The 24034-nt window shown below is 73.5% G+C and carries 23 protein-coding genes; 14 read left to right on the forward strand and 9 right to left on the reverse strand.

The window, feature by feature from the left end; all coding sequences use genetic code 11:
- Window positions 1-9: 9 nt before the first annotated feature.
- The gene (locus tag ACFY2L_RS07455) at window positions 10-390 is read right to left on the reverse strand and encodes a DUF2795 domain-containing protein (RefSeq protein WP_390658762.1); all 381 of its coding nucleotides are present in this window, start codon (window positions 388-390) and stop codon (window positions 10-12) included.
- A 165-nt stretch (window positions 391-555) separates the two neighbouring features.
- Complete coding sequence (locus ACFY2L_RS07460; RefSeq protein WP_390658761.1) at window positions 556-2346, reverse strand: thiamine pyrophosphate-requiring protein; 1791 nt, start codon at window positions 2344-2346, stop codon at window positions 556-558.
- 262 nt (window positions 2347-2608) lie between these two features.
- Between ACFY2L_RS07460 and ACFY2L_RS07465 the strand changes: the two genes are divergently transcribed.
- The 4 genes from ACFY2L_RS07465 to ACFY2L_RS07480 all read left to right on the forward strand — a co-directional run bounded on the left by ACFY2L_RS07465 (window position 2609) and on the right by ACFY2L_RS07480 (window position 7094).
- Window positions 2609-3400, forward strand: a complete 792-nt coding sequence (locus tag ACFY2L_RS07465; protein WP_390658760.1) for an RNA polymerase sigma factor SigF — start codon at window positions 2609-2611, stop codon at window positions 3398-3400.
- 223 nt (window positions 3401-3623) lie between these two features.
- Entirely contained in the window at window positions 3624-4577 is a 954-nt protein-coding gene (locus ACFY2L_RS07470) for a hypothetical protein (RefSeq protein WP_390821748.1), read from the forward strand.
- 211 nt (window positions 4578-4788) lie between these two features.
- The gene (locus ACFY2L_RS07475; protein WP_390821749.1) at window positions 4789-6036 is read left to right on the forward strand and encodes an aminotransferase class I/II-fold pyridoxal phosphate-dependent enzyme; all 1248 of its coding nucleotides are present in this window, start codon (window positions 4789-4791) and stop codon (window positions 6034-6036) included.
- Complete coding sequence (locus tag ACFY2L_RS07480; RefSeq protein ID WP_390658757.1) at window positions 6033-7094, forward strand: MBL fold metallo-hydrolase; 1062 nt, start codon at window positions 6033-6035, stop codon at window positions 7092-7094. The genes ACFY2L_RS07475 and ACFY2L_RS07480 overlap by 4 nt, the downstream gene beginning before the upstream one ends.
- A gap of 145 nt (window positions 7095-7239) precedes the next feature.
- Here ACFY2L_RS07480 and ACFY2L_RS07485 read toward each other — a convergent pair whose 3' ends face one another.
- From ACFY2L_RS07485 to ACFY2L_RS07495, 3 genes are read right to left on the reverse strand one after another with little or no spacing between them, the layout of a single operon-like run.
- On the reverse strand, window positions 7240-7527 hold the full coding sequence (locus tag ACFY2L_RS07485) for a hypothetical protein (RefSeq protein ID WP_390658756.1): 288 nt from the start codon (window positions 7525-7527) through the stop codon (window positions 7240-7242).
- 28 nt (window positions 7528-7555) lie between these two features.
- Window positions 7556-8188, reverse strand: coding sequence for a DedA family protein (locus tag ACFY2L_RS07490; protein WP_390658755.1), 633 nt, complete (start codon window positions 8186-8188; stop codon window positions 7556-7558).
- Window positions 8185-8958, reverse strand: coding sequence for an MBL fold metallo-hydrolase (locus ACFY2L_RS07495; protein ID WP_390821750.1), 774 nt, complete (start codon window positions 8956-8958; stop codon window positions 8185-8187). The genes ACFY2L_RS07490 and ACFY2L_RS07495 overlap by 4 nt, the downstream gene beginning before the upstream one ends.
- An 84-nt stretch (window positions 8959-9042) precedes the next feature.
- On the opposite strand from ACFY2L_RS07495, the gene ACFY2L_RS07500 reads away from it, so the two are divergent.
- From ACFY2L_RS07500 to dnaK, 5 genes are all read left to right on the forward strand, one after another.
- Window positions 9043-9444: a hypothetical protein gene (locus ACFY2L_RS07500; protein WP_390658753.1), complete on the forward strand. Its 402-nt coding sequence runs from the start codon at window positions 9043-9045 to the stop codon at window positions 9442-9444.
- Between the two features lie 138 nt (window positions 9445-9582).
- Window positions 9583-11625 carry a phage holin family protein gene (locus tag ACFY2L_RS07505; protein WP_390822390.1) on the forward strand — a complete coding sequence of 681 codons (2043 nt, stop codon included), beginning with the start codon at window positions 9583-9585 and terminating at the stop codon, window positions 11623-11625.
- A gap of 162 nt (window positions 11626-11787) precedes the next feature.
- On the forward strand, window positions 11788-12216 hold the full coding sequence (locus ACFY2L_RS07510) for an OsmC family protein (protein ID WP_390658752.1): 429 nt from the start codon (window positions 11788-11790) through the stop codon (window positions 12214-12216).
- 264 nt (window positions 12217-12480) lie between these two features.
- Entirely contained in the window at window positions 12481-13287 is an 807-nt protein-coding gene (locus ACFY2L_RS07515) for a glycerophosphodiester phosphodiesterase family protein (protein ID WP_390658751.1), read from the forward strand.
- Window positions 13288-13458: 171 nt separating this feature from the next.
- Window positions 13459-15333, forward strand: a complete 1875-nt coding sequence (gene dnaK, locus ACFY2L_RS07520; RefSeq protein WP_390658750.1) for a molecular chaperone DnaK — start codon at window positions 13459-13461, stop codon at window positions 15331-15333.
- A 63-nt stretch (window positions 15334-15396) separates the two neighbouring features.
- Here dnaK and narJ read toward each other — a convergent pair whose 3' ends face one another.
- The 3 genes from narJ to ACFY2L_RS07535 all read right to left on the reverse strand — a co-directional run bounded on the left by narJ (window position 15397) and on the right by ACFY2L_RS07535 (window position 17970).
- Complete coding sequence (gene narJ / locus ACFY2L_RS07525; RefSeq protein WP_390658749.1) at window positions 15397-15939, reverse strand: nitrate reductase molybdenum cofactor assembly chaperone; 543 nt, start codon at window positions 15937-15939, stop codon at window positions 15397-15399.
- Between the two features lie 202 nt (window positions 15940-16141).
- Window positions 16142-16948, reverse strand: coding sequence for an SAM-dependent methyltransferase (locus ACFY2L_RS07530; RefSeq protein WP_390658748.1), 807 nt, complete (start codon window positions 16946-16948; stop codon window positions 16142-16144).
- A 158-nt stretch (window positions 16949-17106) separates the two neighbouring features.
- Complete coding sequence (locus ACFY2L_RS07535) at window positions 17107-17970, reverse strand: helix-turn-helix domain-containing protein (RefSeq protein WP_390658747.1); 864 nt, start codon at window positions 17968-17970, stop codon at window positions 17107-17109.
- A gap of 234 nt (window positions 17971-18204) precedes the next feature.
- Here ACFY2L_RS07535 and ACFY2L_RS07540 point away from each other — a divergent pair, with 234 nt between their 5' ends.
- A complete protein-coding gene (locus tag ACFY2L_RS07540) occupies window positions 18205-18636 on the forward strand; it encodes a hypothetical protein (protein ID WP_390658746.1) in 432 nt (143 codons plus the stop codon).
- Window positions 18637-18643: 7 nt separating this feature from the next.
- Here ACFY2L_RS07540 and ACFY2L_RS07545 read toward each other — a convergent pair whose 3' ends face one another.
- Entirely contained in the window at window positions 18644-19474 is an 831-nt protein-coding gene (locus tag ACFY2L_RS07545; RefSeq protein WP_390821751.1) for a helix-turn-helix domain-containing protein, read from the reverse strand.
- Window positions 19475-19534: 60 nt separating this feature from the next.
- Between ACFY2L_RS07545 and ACFY2L_RS07550 the strand changes: the two genes are divergently transcribed.
- From ACFY2L_RS07550 to ACFY2L_RS07565, 4 genes are all read left to right on the forward strand, one after another.
- Window positions 19535-20629: an ADP-ribosylglycohydrolase family protein gene (locus ACFY2L_RS07550; RefSeq protein WP_390821752.1), complete on the forward strand. Its 1095-nt coding sequence runs from the start codon at window positions 19535-19537 to the stop codon at window positions 20627-20629.
- Window positions 20630-20677: 48 nt separating this feature from the next.
- On the forward strand, window positions 20678-20983 hold the full coding sequence (locus tag ACFY2L_RS07555) for a 4a-hydroxytetrahydrobiopterin dehydratase (protein WP_390658743.1): 306 nt from the start codon (window positions 20678-20680) through the stop codon (window positions 20981-20983).
- 228 nt (window positions 20984-21211) lie between these two features.
- Window positions 21212-21982 (forward strand): class I SAM-dependent methyltransferase, encoded by a 771-nt coding sequence (locus ACFY2L_RS07560; RefSeq protein ID WP_390658742.1) that lies wholly within the window; start codon window positions 21212-21214, stop codon window positions 21980-21982.
- Between the two features lie 158 nt (window positions 21983-22140).
- The gene (locus ACFY2L_RS07565; protein WP_390821753.1) at window positions 22141-24012 is read left to right on the forward strand and encodes a rhamnogalacturonan lyase; all 1872 of its coding nucleotides are present in this window, start codon (window positions 22141-22143) and stop codon (window positions 24010-24012) included.
- Window positions 24013-24034: the final 22 nt, after the last annotated feature.

Consider the following 24034-nt stretch of genomic DNA (forward strand, 5'->3'; position numbering starts at 1 on the left):
GGCTTCGGGTCACCGGCCGCTCCCGACCAGCGCCTCGGCCAGTTCGGACGCGTTGGCGTAGCGCTCCTTGTGCGGCAGCCGCCGTACGGCCTCCACCAGCGCGTCGGAGGCGTTCCTGCGCCGCAGGGTCACGGACAGCTCGCCCGGTCCCGCGGGGAAGGAACCGCGCCCCAGGATCCGGCCCAGTTCCAGCCGCACCGTCGCCAGGGACGCCCGGGAGGTGCCCGGCACCACCGGACCTCCCCAGACCTCGGGATCGTCCTCGGCGGACGGCTCCGGGTCGTGCCATTCCTCGGACCGCGTGGGATGCCCGGACCGGAGCAGACCCTGCAGTTCATGCTTCATCTCGTCGTCCCGGTGCACGCTCAGCCGGTCGCTGCCTCGCTGCATGTCTCCCTCCAGACTTCGTGGCCGGCCCACCGCGTACCCGTGGGGCGGGGGCTGACACGGGATCCCGGGAACGGATGCCGGTATGGCGGATCCAGGGAAGGGACGGCGGCATACGGGATCTCTCATGGCGGATATTGCATACAAGATCCCGCGCGGCCCGGGTGATCATTTCCTCCCCGGCAAGAAGTCCTGCATCTTCGCCTTGAACCCCTGCTTGATCATGGAGCCGCGGTCGGTGTCGCCCTTGAGGATCGACTCGGCCGTCGCCTCCATCTGCTCCCAGGTCGCGTGCGGCGGGATCGGCGGCACGGAGGGGTCGGTGAGGAACTCCACGACCGCGGGCCCGTCCGCCTCCAGGGCCGTACGCCAGCCCGCCTCGACGTCCTCGGGCTTCTCCACCCGCACCCCGGTCAGCCCCAGCGAACGGGCGAACGCGGCGTACTGCACGTCCGGCAGCTCCTGCGACGGAAGGAACGACGGGGCGCCCCCCATGGACCGCATCTCCCACGTCACCTGGTTGAGGTCGCGGTTGTTCCAGACGGCCACCACGAGACGCGGATCCTGCCACCGGTCCCGGTACTTGGCCGCCGTGATCAGCTCGGCCATGCCGTTCATCTGCATCGCCCCGTCCCCGACCAGCGCGATCGCGGGCCGGTCCGGGTGGGCGAACTTCGCCCCGATCGCGTACGGCACTCCGCAGCCCATCGACGCCAGTGTGCCGGAGAGGGAGGCGCGCATGCCGGGGCGCATCGTGAGGTGCCGGGCGAACCAGTTGGCGACCGAGCCGGAGTCGGAGGTGATGATCGCGTCGGCGGGCAGCAGCGGGTCCAGGGCGCGGGCCACGTACTCCGGGTTGATCGGGTCGGCGGACAGCCGGGCCCGCCGTTCCATCACCTCGTGCCAGGTCCGTACGTTGTCGCAGACGGTGTCGAACCACTCGCGGCCGCGTTCCTCGCCCCGGATCATCGGGATCAGCCGCCGCAGCGTCTCCCTGGCGTCGCCGACGAGATTCACCTCGTACGGATACCGCATCCCCACCATGTGCGGGTCGATGTCGATCTGCACGCCCCGCGCCTTGCCGAACTCCGGCAGGAACTGCGTGTAGGGGAAGGAGGATCCGATCGTCAGCAGGGTGTCGCAGTCGCGCATCATCTCGTAGGACGCGCGGGTGCCGAGCAGGCCGATCGAGCCGGTGACGTAGGGGAGTTCGTCGCTGAGGACGTCCTTGCCCAGCAGCGCCTTCGCCACGCCCGCGCCCAGCGTCTCGGCGATCCGCTCGACCTCCTCGCGGGCCCCGGCCGCGCCCTGCCCGGCCAGGATCGCCACCTTGTCACCGGAGTTGAGGATCTCGGCTGCCCGCTCCAGTGACTCCGCGGAGGGGACCGCCGTCCAGTCGCTGCGGTCCAGGCTGGACGGCACCATCTTGAACTCGTGTGTGGGGGCGGAGTAGTCGAGCTCCTGGACGTCCCCGGGGATGATGACCGCGGTCGGGCAGCGGCGGGCGTACGCGGTGCGGATCGCCCGGTCCAGGACGTTCGGCAACTGCTCGGGAACGGTCACCGTCTCCACGAAGTCCGAGGCGACGTCCTTGAACAGGGAGTGCAGGTCCACCTCCTGCTGGTACGAGCCGCCCATCGCCGAGCGGTGCGTCTGGCCGACGAGGGCCAGCACCGGGACATGGTCGAGCTTCGCGTCGTACAGACCGTTGAGGAGGTGGATCGCGCCCGGTCCCGAGGTCGCCACGCACACCCCGAGGCGGCCGCTGAACTTGGCGTACCCGGTCGCCTGGAACGCGGACATCTCCTCGTGCCGCGACTGCACGAACCGCGGGTGGTCCTCGGCGCGGCCCCAGGCGGCGAGCAGACCGTTGATGCCGTCGCCGGGATAGCCGAACACCTCCTCCACCCCCCACTCGCGCAGGCGCTGCAGGACGTGGTCGGCGACCTTGGTGCTCATGTACGGGACCTCCCGGACGTCGGGAAAAAGGACACGCGGACTTATGCCGTGACGTGTGACGAGTGACCCCGGAGGCGGCCGGAAAACCCGGGCGGGCGTTTGCGGAGGGGGTCCGGGGGCAGGCGCACTGCCAGTGCTTCGGACCGGAGGCACGCCCGTGGGACCGCCGCAACCGGCGGCCCCGGCACGCCCGGTCGGGCTGTTGCCGTGCTCCCGCGGGGACCGGCCAACCCTGAGCACTTCAAGGGAGTTGCTACGCATCATGCCAACCCGAGCGAGCGCGAGGCACCACCCGCACGACGACGCCCCCGACACCGCCGACGCCTTCCGCAGGCTGGCCGCACAGCCGCCCGGCCCCCGCCGCGACGAGCTCCGCGGCCGGATCGTGGAGGCCTGGCTGCCCATGGCCGACCGCATCGCCGGCCGCTTCCGCAGCCGCGGCGAGAGCTACGAGGACCTGCGCCAGGTCGCGGCCCTCGGCCTGGTCAAGGCCGTCGACCGCTACGACCCCGAGCGCGGCAAGGCGTTCGAGAGCTACGCCGTGCCCACCGTCACCGGGGAGATCAAGCGGCACTTCCGTGACCACATGTGGACCGTCCACGTGCCCCGCCGGGTCCAGGAGTTGCGCAACCGTGTCCGGTTCGCCTGCCAGGACCTGACCCAGACCGTGCCCGGGCGGCGCCCGACCGTCACCGAGATCGCCGCACAGGCGCAGCTGAGCGAGGAGGAGGTACGGGCCGGGCTGGAGGCGCTGGAGAGCTTCACCGCGCTGTCGCTCGACGCGGAACTGCCGGGCGGCGAGGACGGGTACTCGCTGAGCGATGTGCTGGGTGCCGCCGACCCGGCCCTCGACACGGTCGTGGACCGCGAGGCGGTGCGGCTGCGGCTGGCCGCGCTGCCCGAGCGGGAGCGGGCGATCCTGTACATGCGGTTCTTCGGGGACATGACACAGAGCCGGATAGCGGAGCGGCTGGGGATCTCGCAGATGCATGTGTCGCGGCTGATCAACCGGTGCTGCGACCGGCTGCGGGAACAGGTCATGAGCGACGCCTGAAGGGCGTGACACGGTCGCCGTGCGGGCGATCGCCCGTGCGGGCCGGTCGCGCCGTTCCCCGCCACCGGGTCGGTGACCCTCATCCCGTCCCCGCGTCACCCGTGTGGCGGGTCGGCGTCCCGCCAATGGACCGTGGCCGCGCGCGGCCCGGCGGCTCTGCGGCTGTGATGAGTGCGAGGCATGAACGCCGTGCCCGCCCCCGTCGGCCTAAGGAGCCGTTCCCATGCGCCGCACCGCCCCCCTTCTCCTCGCCGCCGCCCTGCTGGTCGCCGCCGGGCCGGTCGCGGTCGCCGACCCGGCGGCCGAAGTCGGCCCGGGCAGTGTCGACCCGGGCGGCAGTGTCACCGTGTCCGTCTCCTGCGATCCTCTCGACGGCACCGCACCCGACACCCTGGACGCCGTCTCGCAGGCCTTCGCCGACGGGACCGTCAGACTGAACAAGGTCCCGGGCGACGACGAGAAGACCGCCGGCCCGGCCTACGAGGGCAGTGCCCACATCGCCGCCGACCTCGGCGCGGCGGACGGCGGGGTCGGACCGGACACCGCCTGGACCGTCGACGGGACCTGCCCGGCACCGCCCGGCGGACAGGGCAGCCCCTGGAGCGCGACCTTCGACGTCAACCGCGCCGACGGCGGCAGCGGCGGCAGCGGCGGCAGCGGTGGTGACGGTGGCAGCGGTGGTGACGGTGGCAGCGGTGGTGACGGTGGCACCGGTGGTGACGGTGGCACCGGCGGGGACGGCGGCAGCGACACCTACGGCGGCCTCGCCGGCAGTGACACCGACAGCGGAATCGCCGGCGGCGGCACCGACAACGGCCTCGCCGGCAGCGACAGCGGCACCGACAACGGAATCGCCGGCAGCGGCACCGTCCCCCAGCCCTGCGGCCCGGCTCACGTCCCGGGCGGACCCTCCTGCGACACCGGCCACACGTGCTCCCAGGCCGCCTCCTGCGACACCGGCCACGCCTGTTCCCAGCCGACTTCCTGCGCCACGGCCCGCCCCCCTGTCCACGCCACCACTCCGGCCACCGTCGAACACGGCGTACGGGCCGGTACGGGCGGTGCCTTCCGCGAGTCCGTGCCCGCTCTCGTCGCCGGCGGCCTGCTGATCGCCGGCGCGTGCGGCGCCGCCGCGCACCGGCTGCTGCGCCGCCGCAGGCCCACGGCGGACGTCTGACCGGCCCGACGGCCCGTCCGGCCGCCGCTGTGATCAGCGCAACGCGGTCGGGCGGCCATGGCCCCCGGGCCCACGGGGTACTCGGAGCCCGGGGGCACGACCCGCCCCGTACGAGACGCCACGCATCAGCGGCACACCGGGCACCACAGGGCACACGGCTCCCGGCGGCCGACGGCACACGCCACCAGGGACGGACTGCGCGGAGGACCCCATGCGGCGCACGGCACCGGAAGGCCACGGGCCCGTCCGCTACGGCCCGCCGCTCCCGCCCGACGGACTGCCCGTGCTCCCCGGCCTCGCCTCCGTCCTCGCCGCGGCCGCCACGCGCGCGTACGGCGAGCCCGTCGGCGGCGGCTCCGCGCTCCTGGACGCCGCCCACGGCTACTGGGAGCGGCGCGGCACGCCCGCCGAGCCCGGCCGGGTCGTCGCCGGACCCGGGGCCCCCGCCCTGCTGCTCGCACTGACCGCCGCGCTCGGCGGCGACGTCCTGGTGCCCCGCCCGTGCGCGGCCTGGTGGGCGCCGTACGCCCGTCTGCTGGGCCGTCCCGTCTTCCACGTGGCGACGCCCGCCGAGTGCGGGGGAGTGCCCGATCCCTTCGCCCTGCTGGAGACGGTGCGCCGGGTGCGCGCCGAGGGCGGGGACCCGCGGCTGCTGGTGCTGTCCGTCGCCGACGACCCCACCGCCACCGTCGCCCCGCCCGAGGTGCTGCACGAGGCCGTCGAGGCCGCCGCGGCCGAGGGGCTGCACCTGGTCAGCGACGAGACCTGGCGCGGCACCCTGCACGCCCCGCACGACACCGTGCTGGTCAGCCCCGCCGAGATGCTGCCCGAGCAGGTCACCGTCGTCACCGACCTGGCAGGCGCGCTGCTGCCCGACGGCTGGCCGGCCGCCGTCGCCCGCCTGCCGGCCTCGACCGCCGGGGACGACCTGCACGCGCGCGTGCTCGACGTCCTCACCGCTCTCGACGCGCGCGTGGCCGCACCGGTCGCCGCCGCCGCGGCGTACGCCCTGGCCGAGCCCGAGCCGGTCCTCGCGCGCGTGGCCGCCACCGTACGTCTGCACGCGCGCGTGGCCCGGGAGGTGCACGCCACGGTGGTGGCCGCGGGCGCGCTCTCCCTGCCGCCGCAGGCCGGCCGCCACCTGTACGCCGATCTCGGTCCGCTGCGGGAGGCGCTCGCCGGGCACGGGGTGGGCGACGCACAGGACCTGGAGGACTTCCTCACCGCCCGGCTCGGGATGCCCGCGCCCGGCGGCCACCGCTTCGGAGACGACCTCGGGGCACTGCGGGTGCGCCTGTCCACCGGTCCGCTGCTGGGCGGCACGGACGCCGAGCGCACGGAATGCCTCACCTCACCCGCGCCGTTGGAACTGCCACACGTGCAACGCGCGTTGACGCTCTTGAGGTCGGTCTTCGACGATCTCCGTGACGACGCTCAGCGATGGGAGCCTCCTCGATGACGCAGCAGTCCGAGTCGACCACCACCCCCACCGGCACGGTGACCACCCCGGACCCCGATGCCCTGCCACCCTTGTCCGAGCCCACCGTCCCGCCCCTCGCCGAGCCCCGCCCGCTGGGGGAGCGGCGGGTGTGGCCGCGTACCTTCCACGACCGGTTGACCGCTCCGCTGCCCGGCCTCAAGGCCCTCGCCCGCTTCGCCCGCGAGGGCTCCGTACGCCCCGGCAAGGAGGGCCTCGCCGACGTCCCCCGGCTGCCGTTCGCGCCGGCCCCGCTGCCCCGCGTGGACGCCCGCACCGTCGCCGTCACCTGGGCGGGGCACGCGAGTTGGGTGGTCCGCATCGGAGGGCTGACCGTCCTCACCGACCCGGTGTGGTCCCGCCGCATCCTCGGCACCCCGGCCCGCATCACCCCCGTGGGCGTGCCCTGGGAGGCGCTGCCGCCGGTCGACGCCGTCGTCATCAGCCACAACCACTACGACCACCTGGACGCACCCACCCTGCGCCGGCTCCCGCGCGACACCCCCGTGTTCGTACCGGCCGGACTCGGCCGCTGGTTCCAGCGCCGCCGCTTCACGCGCGTGACCGAACTCGACTGGTGGGAGGCGGCCGAACTGTCCGGGGTCCGTATCGACTTCGTCCCCGCGCACCACTGGTCCAAGCGCAGCCTCACCGACACCTGCCGCACTCTGTGGGGCGGCTGGGTGCTCACCGCGCCCGACGGGCAGCGCGTGTACTTCGCCGGCGACACCGGCTACGGCCACTGGTTCTCCCGTATCGGGCAGCGCTACCCGGGCATCGACCTCGCCCTGCTGCCCATCGGCGCCTACGACCCGCGCTGGTGGCTCAGCGACGTCCACTGCGACCCGGAGGAGGCGGTCCGGGCCGCCCTCGACCTGGGCGCCCGCCGCATGGCCCCCATGCACTGGGCGACGTTCGTCCTGTCCGCCGAGCCGGTGCTGGAGCCGCTGCAACGGGTGCGCGCGGCCTGGGAGAAGGCGGGACGCGACCGCGGGGACCTGTGGGATCTCCCGATCGGAGGCTCACGCATACTCGGCTGAGACCTGTCCGACCCGATCGGGCCGCCCGCCCCGCTCCTCGGCGAGGCTGCGGTGTCCCCGGCCCGAGGACGGCCCTCGTCCGCCCGGCCGTGGCCGGGGGCCCGCCCGGCACGTCGGCCGGCTCGCGGTGCGCCGAACGCCTGTGTCAGGAGGTGCCCGCGGGGTCGGCGTCGCCGGCACCGGCCGCGTCGTCCCGCGCGATGCCGAGGAACCGGCGGATCGCTTCGACCGGCATGTCCAGGCCCTCGGACGCCGACTGCTCGTCCCCGAACACCTGCACCGCCTCGGTGACGGCCACGGCCAGTTCGACCTCCGCCTTGCGGACCTTGGCCTCGGCCTTGTCCACGGTGTCGACCACCGCCAGCTGGCGACGCTGCTTCTCCTGGAGTCTCTGCTTGCGAGACAGGGTCTTGTCAGAGTTCTGCACGGACATGACCAAGATCATAATCAGTCGAACCGCCTTACGCGGCCCGGGGTTTCCTGATCCGGCGCCACGCGCTCGGCGCCGCGCCGATCACCACGGTCAGCGCGACCGCCGTCACCACGCCCTGCCACGGCTCCGGGAACAGGGAACCGCCGAGGATCCCGATCAACTGGTAGGTCAGCGCCCACGCCAGACAGGCCGGCAGATTGCCCCGCACGAAGCGGCGCAGCGGCCACTTCGCCATCAGACAGGCCAGCATCACCGGGATCCGGCCCGCCGGCACCAGCCGGGACAGCACCAGCACGGCCACGTTGTGCTCGGCGAGCCGCTGCTGCGCCTGCGCCAGCCGCTCCTCCGGCGCACGGGAGCGGATCGCCTCCAGCCAGCGCGAGCCGTTCTTCGACCGCATCCCGCGCCGCCCCAGCCAGTACAGCGTCGCGTCCCCCAGGAACGCCGCCAGGGACGCCGTCACGAACACCAGCGCCAGCGCGAACGGCGCCGTCTGATGGAACGCCACCACCGCCGCCGAACTCACCAGGGCGCCCGTCGGCACCACCGGCACCAGTGCCCCGATCAGCACCAGCAGGAACAGCGACGGATAGCCGAGCGCCTGCTGCGTGGACTCCGTCGGCACCACCGCCGTCGCGGCCGTGGCGAGCAGCCACCTCATCGGGCGACCTCCGGGCGCACGCTCTCGCCGTGCGCCAGCCGGTGCACCGTCACGCCCGGCGCACGATGCGCCGCCAGGCGCACGAACTCCTCGCCCGGCGCATGGAACTCATGGGGGCGCATGGCGTCCATCCCGATCGGCCAGTACGTGCCGTAGTGCACCGGCACCGCGCTCGCCGGCGCCAGCCGCGCCAGCGCCTCGGCCGCACGGCCCGCGTCCAGGTGCCCCTCACCGAGATACGGCCCCCAGCCGCCCACCGGCAGCAGCGCCACGTCGACGGGCCCGACCTCCTTGGCCATCTCCTCGAACAGCCCGGTGTCCCCCGCGAAATAGGTGCGCGCCTCGCCCTCGACGACATACCCGAGAGCCGGGGAGCGGCACGGGCCGACCGGCAGCCGCCGCCCGTCGTGCCGCGCGGGCACGGCCCGTATCCGCAGCCCGCCCACCGAGGTCTCGTCGCCCGGCTCCACCTCGCTGACCTGCAGATGCGTCAGCCGCCGCAGACCCGGGACGGCGCGCGGCGCACCCCGCGGCACCAGCAGGCGCGTACCCGGCGCGAGGCGCGCCAGCGACGGGACGTGGAGGTGGTCGGCGTGCAGATGGGAGACGAGCGCCACGTCGGCGCGCCACGCGGCCGGCGGGGGGAGCGCGCCCCGGCGACGGCGCAGATGAGCGAGCCGGCGGACGAACAGAGGGTCGGTCAGCACGCGCACGTTCGAATCCTCGACCGTGCAGGTCGCGTGACCCCACCAGGTGATCTCCACCGGCACCCCTTTGCCTCCTTCGCGCGACTCCCCCGAAGCCTACGGGCAGGAGTAGGGTCGGCGGCGAAACCCGGAGGTGAGGGGGACGCCATGGGACCGGTGCGGGTCACGGCGATCGCGAGTCTGACGCCGCTGGAGGAACTGGACGCCGATCCCTTCCTGGTCGACTCCCGCAGCCAGCACGCGATGTGCGCGCGCTGGGCCGCCCAGCGCGGCTACGTCGTCAGCCGCGAACTGCTGGTGCGCGGCCTGCGCGCGGACCACTGCGTCCTGTGGGACGGCGTGCGGGCCGGCGTCGACCTGTTCGTGGCGCCCAGCCGCCGCGTTCTGGAGAGCGCCCTGTCCGACGTCGAGGAGTTCACCGACGAGTGCGCCCGGCGCGGGGTGCGCGTCGAGACGGTCGGCTACGCCGAACCCGCCTACGACGCCCAGATGAAGGCCCGCGTCCACCGCCGGCTGTCGATGCCCACGGCCGGGTACGACGGACGGTGACCGGGGTGACTGTCAGTCCCGTGTGACAGGGTGGACAACGGCCCCTCCTACGGCATCGGGGCCGGAAGACGAGGTGGACGGGGCGTGCGAGGGGTGCGGTGGCGGCGGGCCGTCAGCCAGGCCGGGCGGAGTCTTGCGGTGTGGGCCGTGTCCACCCTGACCATGCTGGTGCTCGCGGGGATCCTGCCGGACTTCCGCCTGCAGTCCGCCGACGGCGACAGCGCCACCACCATCGCCGTCACCGCGGCCGTCGGCGCCGGCGTCTTCGGTGTCCTCTCCGCCCTCGCCTGGCCACTGCTGGTCCGCCTCCTGCTGCTCGTACCGGCCCTCGTCCTCGGCCTGCTCGTGTTCTTCCTCAACGGCTCCCTGCTGCTGATCGCCCTGCGGCTGACCCCCTCCGGACAGAGCGAGGCCGCCCCCGAGACCGCCGTCATCGTCGCCGCCGTGATGTCCGCCGTCGCCTCCGCGACCGGCGCTGCCCTGGCCGTCCGCGACGACGACGCCTACCGCCGCCGCCTCTACCGCCTCGCCGACCGCCGCCGCAGAGGCGGCCCGCCCTGCCCGTCCGCCCCCGGCACCGTCTTCCTCCAGCTCGACGGCGTCGGCCACGACGTGCTCGCCGCGGCCGTCCGCAAGGGCCTGATGCCGACCGTCGCCGGATGGCTCGGCGAGGCCCCCCGCCCCGATTCCGGACCCGCGACCCGCCCCACCCACCGCCTCACCCCCTGGCGCACCGACTGGTCCAGCCAGACCGGCGCCAGCCAGCTCGGCATCCTGCACGGCAGCAACCACGACGTGCCCGCCTTCCGCTGGTACGAGAAGGACAGCCGCGCGGTGATGGTCTGCAACCGCCCCGCCGACGCCGTCGAGCTCCAGCGCCGCGCCGTCGAACGCACCGGCGACGGCGGACTGCTGACCGCCGACGGCGCCAGCCGTGGCAACCTCTTCAGCGGCGGCGCCGACGAACAGGCCCTCGTCCTGTCCATCGCGACCCGCAGGCGCAGCCGCGAGACACGCTCCCGCGCCGGGTACTTCGCCTACTTCTCCGACCCGGCCAACGCCGTGCGCACCGCCCTGTCGTTTCTCGCCGAGGTGGGCCGGGAGATCGCCCAGTCCACCCGCGCCCGGCTGCGCAAGGAGCGCCCACGCGTGGGCCGCGGCGGGCTGTACCCGTTCATCCGCGCCTTCGCGACCGTCGTCGAACGCGACGTCGTCGTGGCCGCCGTCATGGGCGACATGCTCGCCGGCCGCACCGCCGTCTACGCCGACCTCGTCGCCTACGACGAGGTGGCCCACCACTCCGGCCCGCTCGGCCGGGACACCGCGCAGGTCCTCGGCCGCCTCGACCGCGCCCTCGCCCTGATCGAGACGGTCGCCGAGCACGCTCCCCGCCCCTACCGGATCGTCGTCCTGTCCGACCACGGCCAGAGCCCCGGCGAGACCTTCCGCGCCCGCTACGGCCTCACCCTCGCCGACCTGGTGCGGGCCGGCTGCGGGCTGCCCGTGCCGCGCCGCGCCGAGCGCACCCACAGCGGCGCCGAGGCCCGCGCGGCCGTCCGCGCGGCGCTGCACCGGCCCGTCGAGGAGGGCGGCGATCAGCACCGGCCGGCCGGGCGCCGCTCCGAGCCGATCGTGCTGGCCTCCGGCAACCTGGGCCTGATCTCCTTCCCGGACGTCGCGCACCGGATGACCAAGGAGGAGATCGACGCCCGCCACCCCGCACTGCTGCCGACCCTCGCCAACCATCCGGGCATCGGCTTCCTCCTGGTCCGCAGCGAGCGGCACGGCGGGGTCGTCCTCGGCGCGTACGGCGTGGAGACACCCCTGGACCGGCTCGACGAGGACCCCGGCCCGCTGGCGGCGTTCGGCCCCGGCGCCGCCGACGCCGTGCGCCGCACCCACTCCTTCCCGCACACCGCCGACATCATGGTCAACTCCTTCCACGACCCGGCCGACGGCGAGGTCCTCGCCTTCGAGGAGCAGATCGGCTCGCACGGCGGCCTCGGCGGCGCCCAGAACAGGGCGTTCCTGCTGTCCCCGCTCGCCCTGTCCGCCCCCGTCGAGGACGGCGAGGTCCTGTCCGGCGCCGAACACGTCCATCGCGTCCTGCGCCGCTGGCTGCACGAGTCCCACGGTCCCCAGGTCCCGCTCGAGCCGGCCCCCGAGGAACGCGCCGCCTGACAGAGGCACGGCCACCCGCACATCGGCGGCGCCCCGCGGCGGACGCGCCACCTCGCCTTTCACCGCTGAGGGGCCGGTGTTCCGGGTGCGGTGAGCGAGAGTGTGATCGGATGGGGACCACGGAAACCCGTCCGACGGGAAACCCACGCGAAAGGAACAACCGTGGCCACCACGCGCTCCGCACACACCGTCTGGGAAGGCAACCTGCTCGAGGGCAACGGCGTCGTCACCTTCGACTCCTCCGGTGCCATCGACCAGCAGCCCGTGACGTGGGCCGCCCGTACCCAGGAGGCGAACGGCAAGACCAGCCCCGAGGAGCTGATCGCCGCCGCCCACTCCAGCTGCTTCTCCATGGCCTTCTCGCACGCCCTGGCGGGCGCCGGCACCCCGCCCACCAAGCTCGTGACCTCGGCCGACGTCACCTTCCAGCCGGGTGAGGGCATCACCGGCATCCACATCACGGTGGAGGGCACGGTCCCCGGTCTCGACAACGACGCGTTCGTCGCCGCCGCCGAGCAGGCCAAGGTCAACTGCCCGGTCAGCCAGGCCCTCAAGGCCGTACCGATCACGCTGTCGGCCAAGCTCGCCTGACCCCTCACCCGCACCGGCCGGCACGCCCCCGCGCACCGGCCGGTGCGGCATGTCCGCGCCCCTAGGCGGTCGGCATGCCGGCGCTCCGGGCGGATTTCGGCTTGCCCGCGCTCCGGGCGGGTTCGGCGTGCAGTCGCTCCGGGCCGGTTCGGCTTGCCGGCGCTCCGGGTATACCGCAGCGGCCGGGTCCACCGGGCGGGGACGGGACCACCCGTCGCGGGCGCCCGCCCGGGCACGCGAGGAAGGGCGACGGTGCCGGGAATCATGGATCATGAAGCGGTGATCAGCCTCCCGCACACCCCCGGGACCCCCCTGCCCCGTCCCGCCGTCTCCGCCCACCGGGGCGGCTCCGAACGCCGTGGCGCCGCGACCCTCCAGGCGTACGAGGACGCCCTCGCCTCCGGCGCGGAGTACGCCGAGTTCGACATCCGGCGCACGGCCGACGGCGTGCTCGTCGTCCACCACGACGCCCGGGCCGGCGGCCGCACCGGACCGCCGGTCGACCGGATCACCCACGCCGAACTGTGCGAACGCGCGGGATACGACGTCCCCGCCGTCGAGGACGTGATGGCGCTGGTCGCCGGCAGGCTGGCGGGCCACCTGGACCTGAAGGAGACCGGCTACGAGCACGAGGTCGTCGACCGGGCGGTGGCGCTGCTCGGCCGGGACGGATTCGTCGCCACGACCCTGGAGGACCGTTCCGTCGCCGCCATCACCCGGGCCTTCCCGGGGGTGCGCACCGCCCTGTCGCTGGGCCGCGACCGCCAGGAGGTGGGCGCCGCCCGGCTGGCCGGCACCCGGGCCGGAGAACTGTTCCCGCTGCGCCGCCTGCGGGACTGCGGCGCCCACGGCGTCGCCGTGCACCGGCTGCTCGCCCGCGCCACCGTGCTGCGCCGGGCGGCCCGGCACGGCCTGTTCACCATGGTCTGGACGGTCAACGACGACGCCGGACTGCGCCGCTTCCTCGCCGACACCCGGGTGGACGTGGTGATCACCGACCGGCCGCGGCGGGCGGTGGAACTGCGCGGCGAGGCGCATCGAACCCGTCCGGCGGGGCACCCGGCACCCTGAGGGGCACGCCCGGCCCCCGACCCGGCCCCGCCCTTCGCAGGGGCACCCGGGGCCCGCGGCCGGGGCGGCCCGCGCCGGGGTGTGCCCCCGGTGCCCCATTGACAGGAGCCCGCGCACCATTTGTGCTGGAAGTCCGGTGGCACGGGAGCTCCCTGGCGGAAGGGGACGGCGATGGGACGTCCGGTCGGCATCGATCTCGGGACCACGAACTCGGTGGTGGCCGTCCTGGAGGGCGGCGAACCCACGGTCATCGCCAACGCGGAGGGGGCCAGGACCACCCCGTCCGTCGTCGCCTTCGCCAAGAACGGCGAGGTGCTCGTCGGCGAGGTCGCCAAACGGCAGGCCGTCACCAACGTCGACCGCACCGCCCGCTCGGTCAAACGGCACATGGGCGACGCGACCTGGCACTTCCCCGACCAGGGCGATGTGGACGGCACCCGCTACCGCGCCCAGGAGCTGTCCGCCCGCGTCCTGCAGAAGCTCAAGCGGGACGCGGAGGCGTACCTCGGCGAGGACGTCACCGACGCGGTGATCACCGTGCCCGCCTACTTCGACGACGCTCAGCGGCAGGCGACCAAGGAGGCCGGGGAGATCGCCGGCCTGAAGGTGCTGCGGATCATCAACGAGCCCACCGCCGCCGCGCTCGCCTACGGCCTCGACCGGGGCGAGGAACAGACGGTCCTCGTCTTCGACCTCGGCGGCGGCACCTTCGACGTGTCGCTCCTGGACATCGGCGACGGCGTCATCGAGGTCAAGGCCACCAACGGCGACACCCACCTCGGCGGCGACGACTGGGACCAGCGGATCGTCGAGTACCTCGTGAAGAAGTTCAAGGGCCAGTACGGCATCGAGCTCGGCAACGACAAGATGGCACTGCAGCGGCTGCGTGAGGGCGCCGAGAAGGCGAAGATCGAACTGTCGTCGTCCTCCGAGACGACCATCAACCTCCCCTACATCACGGCCTCCGCCGAGGGCCCCCTGCACCTCGACGAGAAACTGACGCGCGCTCAGTTCCAGGAACTCACCGCCGACCTGCTCGACCGCTGCCGCACTCCCTTCCACCAGGCCGTCAAGGACGCCAAGGTGCAACTGTCCGCGATCGACCACGTCATCCTCGTCGGCGGCTCCACCCGGATGCCCGCGGTCACCGACCTGGTACGGGAGCTGACCGGCAAGGACCCGCACAAGGGCGTCAACCCCGACGAGGTCGTCGCCGTCGGCGCGGCACTGCAGGCGGGCGTCATCCGCGGCGACGTGAAGGACGTGCTGCTCCTCGACGTCACCCCGCTGTCCCTCGGCATCGAGACCAAGGGCGGCATCATGACCAAGCTCATCGAACGCAACACCACGATCCCCACCCGCCGTTCGGAGATCTTCACCACGGCCGCCGACAACCAGCCCTCCGTGGGCATCCAGGTCTACCAGGGTGAACGCGAGATCGCCGCCTACAACAAGAAGCTCGGCGTCTTCGACCTCACCGGTCTGCCGCCGGCCCCGCGCGGCGTCCCGCAGATCGAGGTCGCCTTCGACATCGACGCCAACGGGATCATGCACGTCTCCGCGAAGGACCTCGCCACCGGCCGCGAGCAGAAGATGACCGTGACGGGCGGCTCGGCGCTGCCCAAGGACGACATCGACCGCATGATGCGCGAGGCGGAGCAGTACGCCGAGGAGGACCGCAAACGCCGCGAGTCCGCCGAGGTCCGCAACCAGGCCGAGCAACTCGTCTACCAGACCGAGAAGTTCCTGCGCGAGAACGAGGAACGGGTACCCGCTCAGACGAGGGGAGAGGTGTCGTCGGCGGTCGCCGAGCTGAAGGATCTGCTGGAGCACCAGGCCGACACCACCGCCCTGCAGGCCGGCGTGGAGAAGCTCGCCACGGTCAGCCAGCAGATGGGCCAGGCGATGTACTCCCAGGCCCAGCAGCAGCCGCCGACCACCGGACCCGCCGACGACCACACCGGAGGCCGGAGCCGGGACGACGACGAGACGGTGGTCGACGCGGAGATCGTCGACGACGACCGGGACCAGGCCAAGGGGGCCTAGCGAGGGAACCGCCGGCGCCGGGGGACCCCGCGGCGTCGGCGGCATCGGGCGGGAGCCGGGGCGTCAGGGGTGCCGGCGGCGTGAGGGATGCCGACCGTGGTCTGCGGTCGGCGGTGTGGTGCATACAGTCGGCAGTGTGGCGCATACGGCGTCCAGGACGGAGGCGTACGGGGTACCGAGACCGGTCAGCCGGGAGCGGAGCCGCTCCAGCCCTCCGCGGTGCTCGGTGAGCGGACCCGTGTCGCCGGTGCGGGCGGCGAACTCCAGCACCGCGGGCAGGAAGTCGGGCCGCTCCTCGCCGGTGAACTCCAGCCCGTGCTGCCGGTAGAGCCCCTTCAGGCGGACCCGGACCTCCGGCCCGCCGGGCCGCTCGGTGCCGCCGCCGTCCCGCCACCGGCTCACATACAGGCTGTGCCGGCCGTCGGGGTCGAAGACCTCCTCGTAGTGCGCGGCCAGCTCCCGCGGCGCGGTGAGCGCCGCGTGGTCCACGAACTCCCTCAGCTGCGGGGCCGCTTCGCGCAGCAGGGGCAGCCGGTCGCGCAGAGCGTCGTCCGGATACGTCAGACAGAGCGCGGCGGCCTGGTGGAGTACGGCGTCCGAGGGCATCGGGCCTCCTTCGCGTCACCGACGCGGTGCGGGTCCCCGTCCTCCGACGCTAGGGGCGCGGGGACCGGCGCACCTGTCCACGGCGCCCGTCCGGGTGTACGGCCGGGGAAGGCGGGCCGGGATCGGCCAGGACCACGGCACCCGCACGGGTGCCGTCCACGGCATCCGCCGGTACCGGTCACGGCCTCCGCGCCGGTACCGGTCAGGGCTTGCGGGCGACCCCCGCGTACACCGGCACGATGCCTTCCGCCTGCGCCGCCACGTCCTCCGGGTCCGGCCGCCAGCCCGAGACCGGGATCAGGCCCGGGCCGAGCAGTTCCAGGCCCTCGAAGAAACGGGCGAACTCGGCGAGGGAGCGCGGGAAGAAGGGAGTGCCGCTGCGGCGGAAGTGGTTCGCCGCGTTCTCCATGGCCTCCGGGCTGAGGTCCGGGGTCACCTGGGAGAGGATCAGCCAGCTGCCGGGGGCGAGCCTCGCCACGTACTCCCGCACCAGGTCGGGGGCGCTGTCGTCCAGGTAGTGCGTGAGCGCCACCAGCGACAGCGACACCGGCCGGCCGAGGTCGAGGGACTCCGCGGCCCGCGCCAGCAGCGTCTCGAGGTCGCGGACGTCGGCGTGCACGTACTGCGTGGAGCCCTCGGCCGTGCCGTGCAGCAGGGCCTCCGCGTGCCGCAGCACGATCGGGTCGTTGTCCGCGTAGACCACCTTCGCCTCCGGCGCCACGCCCTGGGCCACCTGGTGCAGGTTGGGCTCGGTGGGGATGCCCGTGCCGATGTCCAGGAACTGCCGTATCCCGGCCTCGGCGGCGGCACGGACGGCCCGCTGCATGAAGCGGCGGTTGGCGCGCGCACCGCGCAGCACCGTGCCGTCCACGGCGAGGATCTTCCGGGCCAGCTCCTCGTCCACCGGGTAGTTGTCCTTGCCGCCCAGCCACCAGTCGTAGACACGCGCCGGGTGGGGCCTGCTGGTGTCGATGCGGACGGGCGCCTTCCCGGCCTCGGATCCGGTCATACGGGCTCTTCTCCTCGCGCGTGGGGCCGCCGTGGGCCGTGCTGTCGTGGGCCGTGCTGTCTTGTCCGTGCTGTTCTGGCCGGTGCCGCCCCCTGGCCGGAGCGGTCGGGGCTCCGGTCCGTGCTGGGGCGCGTCCCCGGGGTCCGCTTCCGTGGGGCTCAGAGGGCTTCGCGGACGTCCCGCAGGATCTTCCGCGTCTCCTGGGCGGAAGCGGCGTGGGTCGTCAGGTGGTCGAGGACCTCCAGATGCGCGGAGACCTCCGTGCGGGAGTCGAGGTAGAGGGCGCCGGTCAGGTACTCGGTGACGACCATGTCGGGCAGCTCCGGCTCGGCGAAACGGAAGAGCGAGAAGGGTGCGGCCGTCCCCGGGTGAGGGCCGTCGGCGAACGCGGCGATCTGCAGGGTGATCCGGTCGCGTTCGGCCAACTCCAGCAGCTTGTCGAGCTGTTCACGCATGACGGAGGGGTCCTCGCAGACCGGGCGCAGCAGCACCGTCTCGTCCATCACCGCCCACAGGTGCGGCGGGTTGGGGCCGTCCAGCAGCTGCTGCCGGGCCATGCGCAGCGACACGTGCCGCTCGATCGCGTCCGGCCGCGTCCGCCCGACCGTCCCGGCCTCCAGGACGGCGCGCGCGTACCTCTCGGTCTGCAACAGCCCCGGCACGAAGTGCGGTTCGTAACTGCGGATCAGCCGTGCCGCGCCCTCCAGGCTCACGTACAGGCTGAACCACTCCGGCAGCACGTCGTGGAAGCGCTGCCACCAGCCGGGCAGGTTGGCCTCCTCGGCCAGCCGAACGAACGCCTCGGCCTCGCCCGCGGGAACGCCGTACCTCTCCAGCAGCACCTGCACGTACGGGATCTTCAGCGCGACCTCGGCCGTCTCCATGCGCCGCACGGTCGCGGGAGCCACGCGCAGCGCGCGGGCCGCCTCCTCGCGACCGAGGCCGGCCGCCTCACGCAACTCCTGCAGCCGTCTGCCGAGCACCACCTGGCCCACCGTAGGCGCGGGCCGCCGTTCACTCACGCCACGTCTCCCCTACGTGTCGAGGCACGCGGGCCAGTGTGTCATGTTCCGGCCGCGGTCTCACAGGTACGGAGGTGAGGTCCTCGCCACGCATGACGTCACGGGTAATCGACCCGACCGTCCCCAGCCGGGATCGTGGAGTCACCGGGTTACGGGCCGGCGCACTCCGGCCCGTGACCCGGCTCCCCGCCACCACCGGTGGACGACCACGACCCCGACGGAGGGTGATTCACCATGTCCGGAACCCTGTCCGCCCCGCTCACCGCCCTCGCCCGCACCGCGGAGCCGCACACCGCGCTGCGCCGCTTCCTGGCCCTGGACGCCGTGGTGACCGGTGTCAACGGCCTCGCGTACCTGGTCGCGTCCGGCCCGCTCGGGCGTCTGCTCGGCGTCGACGGCGCCCTGCTGCGCGAACTGGGGGTCTTCCTGGTGGCGTTCGCCGTCGCCGTGGGTGTGCTGGCTTCCCGTGGCCGCCCGGCACCGCTGCCGGTGCGGCTGGTGGTGGAGGCCAACCTCGCCTGGTCGGTGCTCACTTGCGTCGCACTCGCCTTCTGGCTCTCACCGACCGCGGCGGGCGCGGTGTGGACGGTGCTGCAGGCCCTGACGGTGACCTGCTTCGCCGCACTGCAGCACGTCGCCCTGCAGACGGTGCGGACCAGTCACTGACGGGCTGTCAGTGCAGCGCTGAGTGAAGGTACTTGACCGTCGCCGGGTCGGCCGGGAGGAACGTCTCGATGGCCAGCTCGGCGACGGTCACGTCCAGGGGCGTGTTGAAGGTGGAGATCGACGAGATGAACGACAGTGTCCGCCCGTCGTGCTCGATCTGCATCGGCAGCGCGAAGTGCGGCACGGGACCGGCCGGTTCGCCGCCGCCTGGGTACTCCGGCACCGGATAGGCGGCGACCTCCTCGTACAACGCGCGCAGCGGGGCCGAGCGGTGCAGGGCGATCTGACGCTCCATCTGGCCGAGGAGATGGCCGCGCCACTCGGGCAGGTTGCGGATGCGGGGTGCGAGACCCTGCGGATGGAGCGTGAGCCGCATCGCGTTCAGCGGCGGCGCGAGCAGGGACTCCGGGACGCCTTCCAGCAGCATGGCGATCCCGCGGTTGGCCGCCACGACGTCGTACCTCGCGTCCACCACCAGCGCCGGGTACGGCTCATAGCCCTGGATGAGTTTTTCCAGGCCCGTGCGCAGCACGTCCAGCGCCGGGTCGTCCAGCGGGGTCTGCGCGTAGTGCGGGGCGTAACCGGCCGCCAGCAGCAGCGCGTTGCGCTCCCGCACGGGCACCTCCAGGTGCTCGGCCAGTCGCAGCACCATCTCCTCGCTGGGCCGGGAGCGGCCCGTCTCCACGAAACTGATGTGCCGGGCCGAGGACCCGGCCCGCAGCGCGAGCTCCAGCTGGCTGACCCGCCGCCGCTCCCGCCAGGCCCGCAGCAGCGGACCCACGCCCCGCTCGGCGGGGGCGGTGAACGGCGCGTTCGTACTGGTCGCGACAATGCCCATACGTACGACCGTAGTCGAGAAGCCGGCGCAGAGCCGCGGACGAGAGGTGGGTGGACGACCGTGCCGTGGATTTCGCGGAGGTTCACGTTCGAGGCCGAGGCGCTGTACCGGGCGCGGGTGCGTGGCTGTCTGCTCGGCGGGGCGCTCGGGGACGCCCTCGGCTACCCGGTGGAGTTCGACTCCCTCGGCCGTATCCGCGCCCGGCACGGCGAGCGGGGCGTCACCGGGCTCGTGCCGGACGCGGCCGGCGTGGTCGGCCGGATCAGCGACGACACGCAGATGACGCTGTTCAGCGCGGAGGGCGTCGAGCAGGCGCTCCGGCGTGAGCGCGAGCGAGGGATCGGCGGGGGAGGCCCCCGGCTGGTGCGCTGGGCCTACGAGCGCTGGCTGCACACCCAGCGCGTACCCGGGCCCGACGGCGGACCCACCGCCCACGGCTACGCCGGCCCGGCCGGCGGCCTCGTCGCCGAGCCCTGGCTGTACGCCCGCCGGGCCCCGGGCAACGCCTGCCTGAGCGGCCTGGAGCAGGACTTCGTCCCCGACACCTGGGCCGAGCTGGGCCCGCCGGGGCCGGTCAACCCGGACTCCAAGGGCTGCGGCGCCGTCATGCGGTCGGCGCCCTTCGGCCTCACCGGCACCTCCGCCGACACCGCGTTCCGCCTCGCCGCCGTGTGCGCCCAGATGACCCACGGCCACCCCACCGGCTACTACGCGGCCGGCGCGCTCGCCGCCGTCGTCTCGCACCTGACGGACGGGGAGTCGGTCGAGGGCGCCGTACTGCGCGCCCTGCGGCTGCTGGCCCGGCACCCCGGGCACGAGGAGACCAGCGCGGCCCTCGGGCGGGCCCTGGACCTGGCGGCGGAGGGCGACCCCACCGCGGAGAAGGTGGAGCGGCTCGGTGCCGGCTGGATCGCCGAGGAGGCCCTCGCGATCGGCGTCTACGCGGCCCTGGCACACGCCGACGTCGAGCAGGCCCTGCTGCTGGCGGTCAACCACTCGGGCGACAGCGACTCCACGGGCTCGATCTGTGGCAACCTGCTCGGCACCCGGCACGGCGACCACGGTCTGCCGCACGCCTGGCTGCGCCAGGTGGAGGGCCGCGCCCGCATCGCCGCGCTCGCGGACGACTTCGCGGCCGAGAGCGCGCTGACCTGAGGCCTGGCAGGCTGGACGGGTACGCGACATGAGGAAGGGAGTCGGACCATGGCCGTGGAACCGTTGTCGCAGGAGGAGATCGAGGACCGTCTGTCCGAGCTGCCGGGCTGGTCGCTGGACGGCGACCGTCTCACCCGCTCCTACCGGCTGGGCTCCCACTTCGCCGCGACGGCCCTGGTCGTCCATGTCGCGCAGATCCAGGAAGACCTCGACCACCACTCGGACCTCACCCTCGGCTACAACACGGTCTCCCTCTCCGTGAACACCCACAGTGTGGGCGGCGCCGTCACCGAACTCGACGTCCAGCTCGCCCGCCGGGTGGAGGAGGCGGCCGCCGGGCACGGCGCGCACTGAGGCGGGCGACGGCATACTGACGCGAGGGGACGGCATACAGTCTGCGACATCCGGCATACGGCACCTGGTCTGCGGTCTGCGGTCTGCGGTCTGCGGTCTGCGGTCTGCGGTCCGCAGACCTGGGGTCTGGGGCTTACAGTCCGCGGGCCTACAGTCCGCGGGCCGCGGTATGTGCCCCAGCGGCGGGTCGCACCTGGCATACGGCCGACGGGCGGAACGGGAGGGCGGGTGCTGGACTACGACAAGGAAGCCGAACGCTACGACGCCTCGCGCGGCGGTGAGCCCCGAGCGGCCGCCGCCGCGGAGGCCGTCCTGGACCTGCTGCCGCCAGGGGCGCGCAGTCTGCTGGACGTCGCGTGCGGCACCGGCATCGTCACCCGGCGGCTCGCGGCCGCGGGCGACGCCCTGCGCGTGACGGGCGTCGACCTGTCGCCCGCGATGGCCCGGCAGGCCGCCGCCCGGCTGCCCGGCGCGATCGTGCGCGCCGACTGCCGCCGACTCCCCTTCCGGGAAGCGCGGTTCGACGCGGTGAGCAGTGTGTGGCTGCTGCACCTCGTCGACGACGCCGGGGACGTACGGCGGATCGTCGCCGAGTGCGCCCGGGTGCTGCGGCCGGGCGGGGTCTACATCACCACCGTCGACAAGGGCGCCTCGCACAACGTGGGCAGCGACATCGACGGTGTCCTCGCCTCCCGCCCGCCCCGCCCCGCGTCCGACGCCGACGCGCTCGTCGAGGCGTACGCCCTCGGCTGCGGCCTGGTCCCGGCCGGGCGCGCCCGGTTTCCCGGCCGGGGGCAGGGCCGCAGCCCGCGCCGGGCGATCGCCGATCTGCGGCGCGGCTGGTTCGTCACCCTGCCGCCCGGACATCCCCTCGCCGACGAGTTCGCCGCCCGTCTCGCGGCCCTGCCCGACCAGGACCGGCCGCGCCCGGAGCCGGAGTTCACCCTGCGGGCGTTCCGCAAGCCGCCGGTTCCGCGGACGGGCGGACGAACTCCCTGAGCGCGACATCCGCCAGAGGCTGTTCCCACACCCCGTCGACCTGCCCTCCTGGCGGATCGCTCGTGGTCGGCCGAACTGGCCGAAAGATGGGGCAACTTGGCCGAACCCCGTGGCGACTGGAGTGCGGAACCCGTCCGTCCTCTCTGGAGGTTCGTCCCGTGCAGCACCCGCACCCGCACCGCAGACGCCGCGCCCTCCTCGCGGCGACGACAGCCGCCGCGGCCCTGGCCGCCGCCGGCCTGACCGCGCTCGGCACCGGCACGGCCGAGGCCGCCACCGCCCGCCAGGTCGAGGCCCTCGACCGGGGTGTCGTCAGCGTCCACACCGACAGCGGCAACCTCGTCAGCTGGCGCTGGCTCGGCACCGACCCCGACAGCGTCTCCTTCAACGTCTACCGGGCCGGCACGAAGGTCAACTCGACCCCGGTGACCGGCTCCACCAACTACTTCCACTCCGGCGCCCCCGCACAGGCCGACTACACGGTCCGCGCCGTCGTCAACGGCGTCGAACAGGCCGACTCCGTCCACGCGGTGCAGTTGCGCACCGGGTACAAGGACGTCCCGATCACCCCGCCGGCGGGCGGCACGACCCCGGACGGAGTGGCGTACACCTACGAGGCGAACGACGCCTCGATCGGCGACCTGGACGGCGACGGCGCACTGGACTTCGTCCTCAAGTGGCAGCCGACGAACGCCAAGGACAACTCCCAGTCCGGCTACACCGGCAACACGGTCCTCGACGGGATCAAGCTCGACGGCACCCGCCTGTGGCGCATCGACCTGGGCCGCAACATCCGCTCCGGCGCCCACTACACCCAGTTCCAGGTCTACGACTACGACGGCGACGGCAAGGCCGAGGTCGCCATGAAGACCGCCGACGGCACGGTCGACGGCACCGGCACGGTGATCGGCAGTTCCTCGGCCGACCACCGCAACTCCAGCGGATACGTCCTCTCCGGCCCCGAGTACCTGACCATGTTCAACGGCCAGACCGGCAAGGCGATGCAGAGCGTCGACTACGTCCCGGCCCGCGGCTCGGTCTCCTCCTGGGGCGACTCCTACGGCAACCGCGTCGACCGCTTCCTCGCCGGGACCGCCTACCTGGACGGCTCCCGCCCCTCCCTGATCATGGCGCGCGGCTACTACACGCGCACGGTGATCGCCGCCTGGGACTGGCGAGGCGGCGCCTTCACCCGCCGCTGGACCTTCGACACCAACTCCTCCACCAACAGCGGCAAGGGCTACGACGGACAGGGCTCGCACAGCCTCTCCGTCGGCGACGTCGACGGTGACGGCAAGGACGAGATCGTCTACGGCGCGATGGCGGTCGACGACAACGGCAACGGTCTGTGGACGACGAAGACCGGCCACGGCGACGCCCAGCACCTCGGCGATCTCGACCCGTCCCATGCGGGCCTGGAGTACTTCAAGGTCTCGGAGTCCGCCGGCCAGCCGGCCGAGCTGTACATCGACCCGGCCGACGGGACCGTCGACTGGCAGCTCGCCGCCTGCTGCGACAACGGCCGCGGCGTCGCCGGCGACATCTGGGCGGGCAACGACGGAGCCGAGGTCTGGTCCGCCTCCGACTCCTCCGTCCGCGACGAGGCGGGCGCGGCCAAGGGCCGCGAACCGTCCTCCGTCAACTTCCTCTCCTGGTGGGACGCCGACACCACCCGTGAGCTCCTGGACGGCACCCACATCGACAAGTACGGCACGTCCTCCGACACCCGTCTGCTGACCGGCTCGGACGTCCACTCCAACAACAGCACCAAGGCCACCCCGTCCCTGTCCGGCGACATCCTCGGCGACTGGCGGGAGGAGGTCGTCTGGCCGACGAGCGGCAACACGGCACTCAGGATCTACTCCACGCCGTACGAGACGACCACGAAGATCACGACCCTGCTCCACGACACCATGTACCGCACCGCGCTGGCCTGGCAGAACACTGCCTACAACCAGCCGCCGCACCCGAGCTTCTTCATCGGCAACGGAATGCCGACGGCACCACGGCCGACGGTGTACACACCGTGAACTGCTGAAACCCCGCCCACCA

The organism is Streptomyces sp. NPDC001381 (genome assembly GCF_042895685.1).
Lineage (GTDB): Bacteria > Actinomycetota > Actinomycetes > Streptomycetales > Streptomycetaceae > Streptomyces.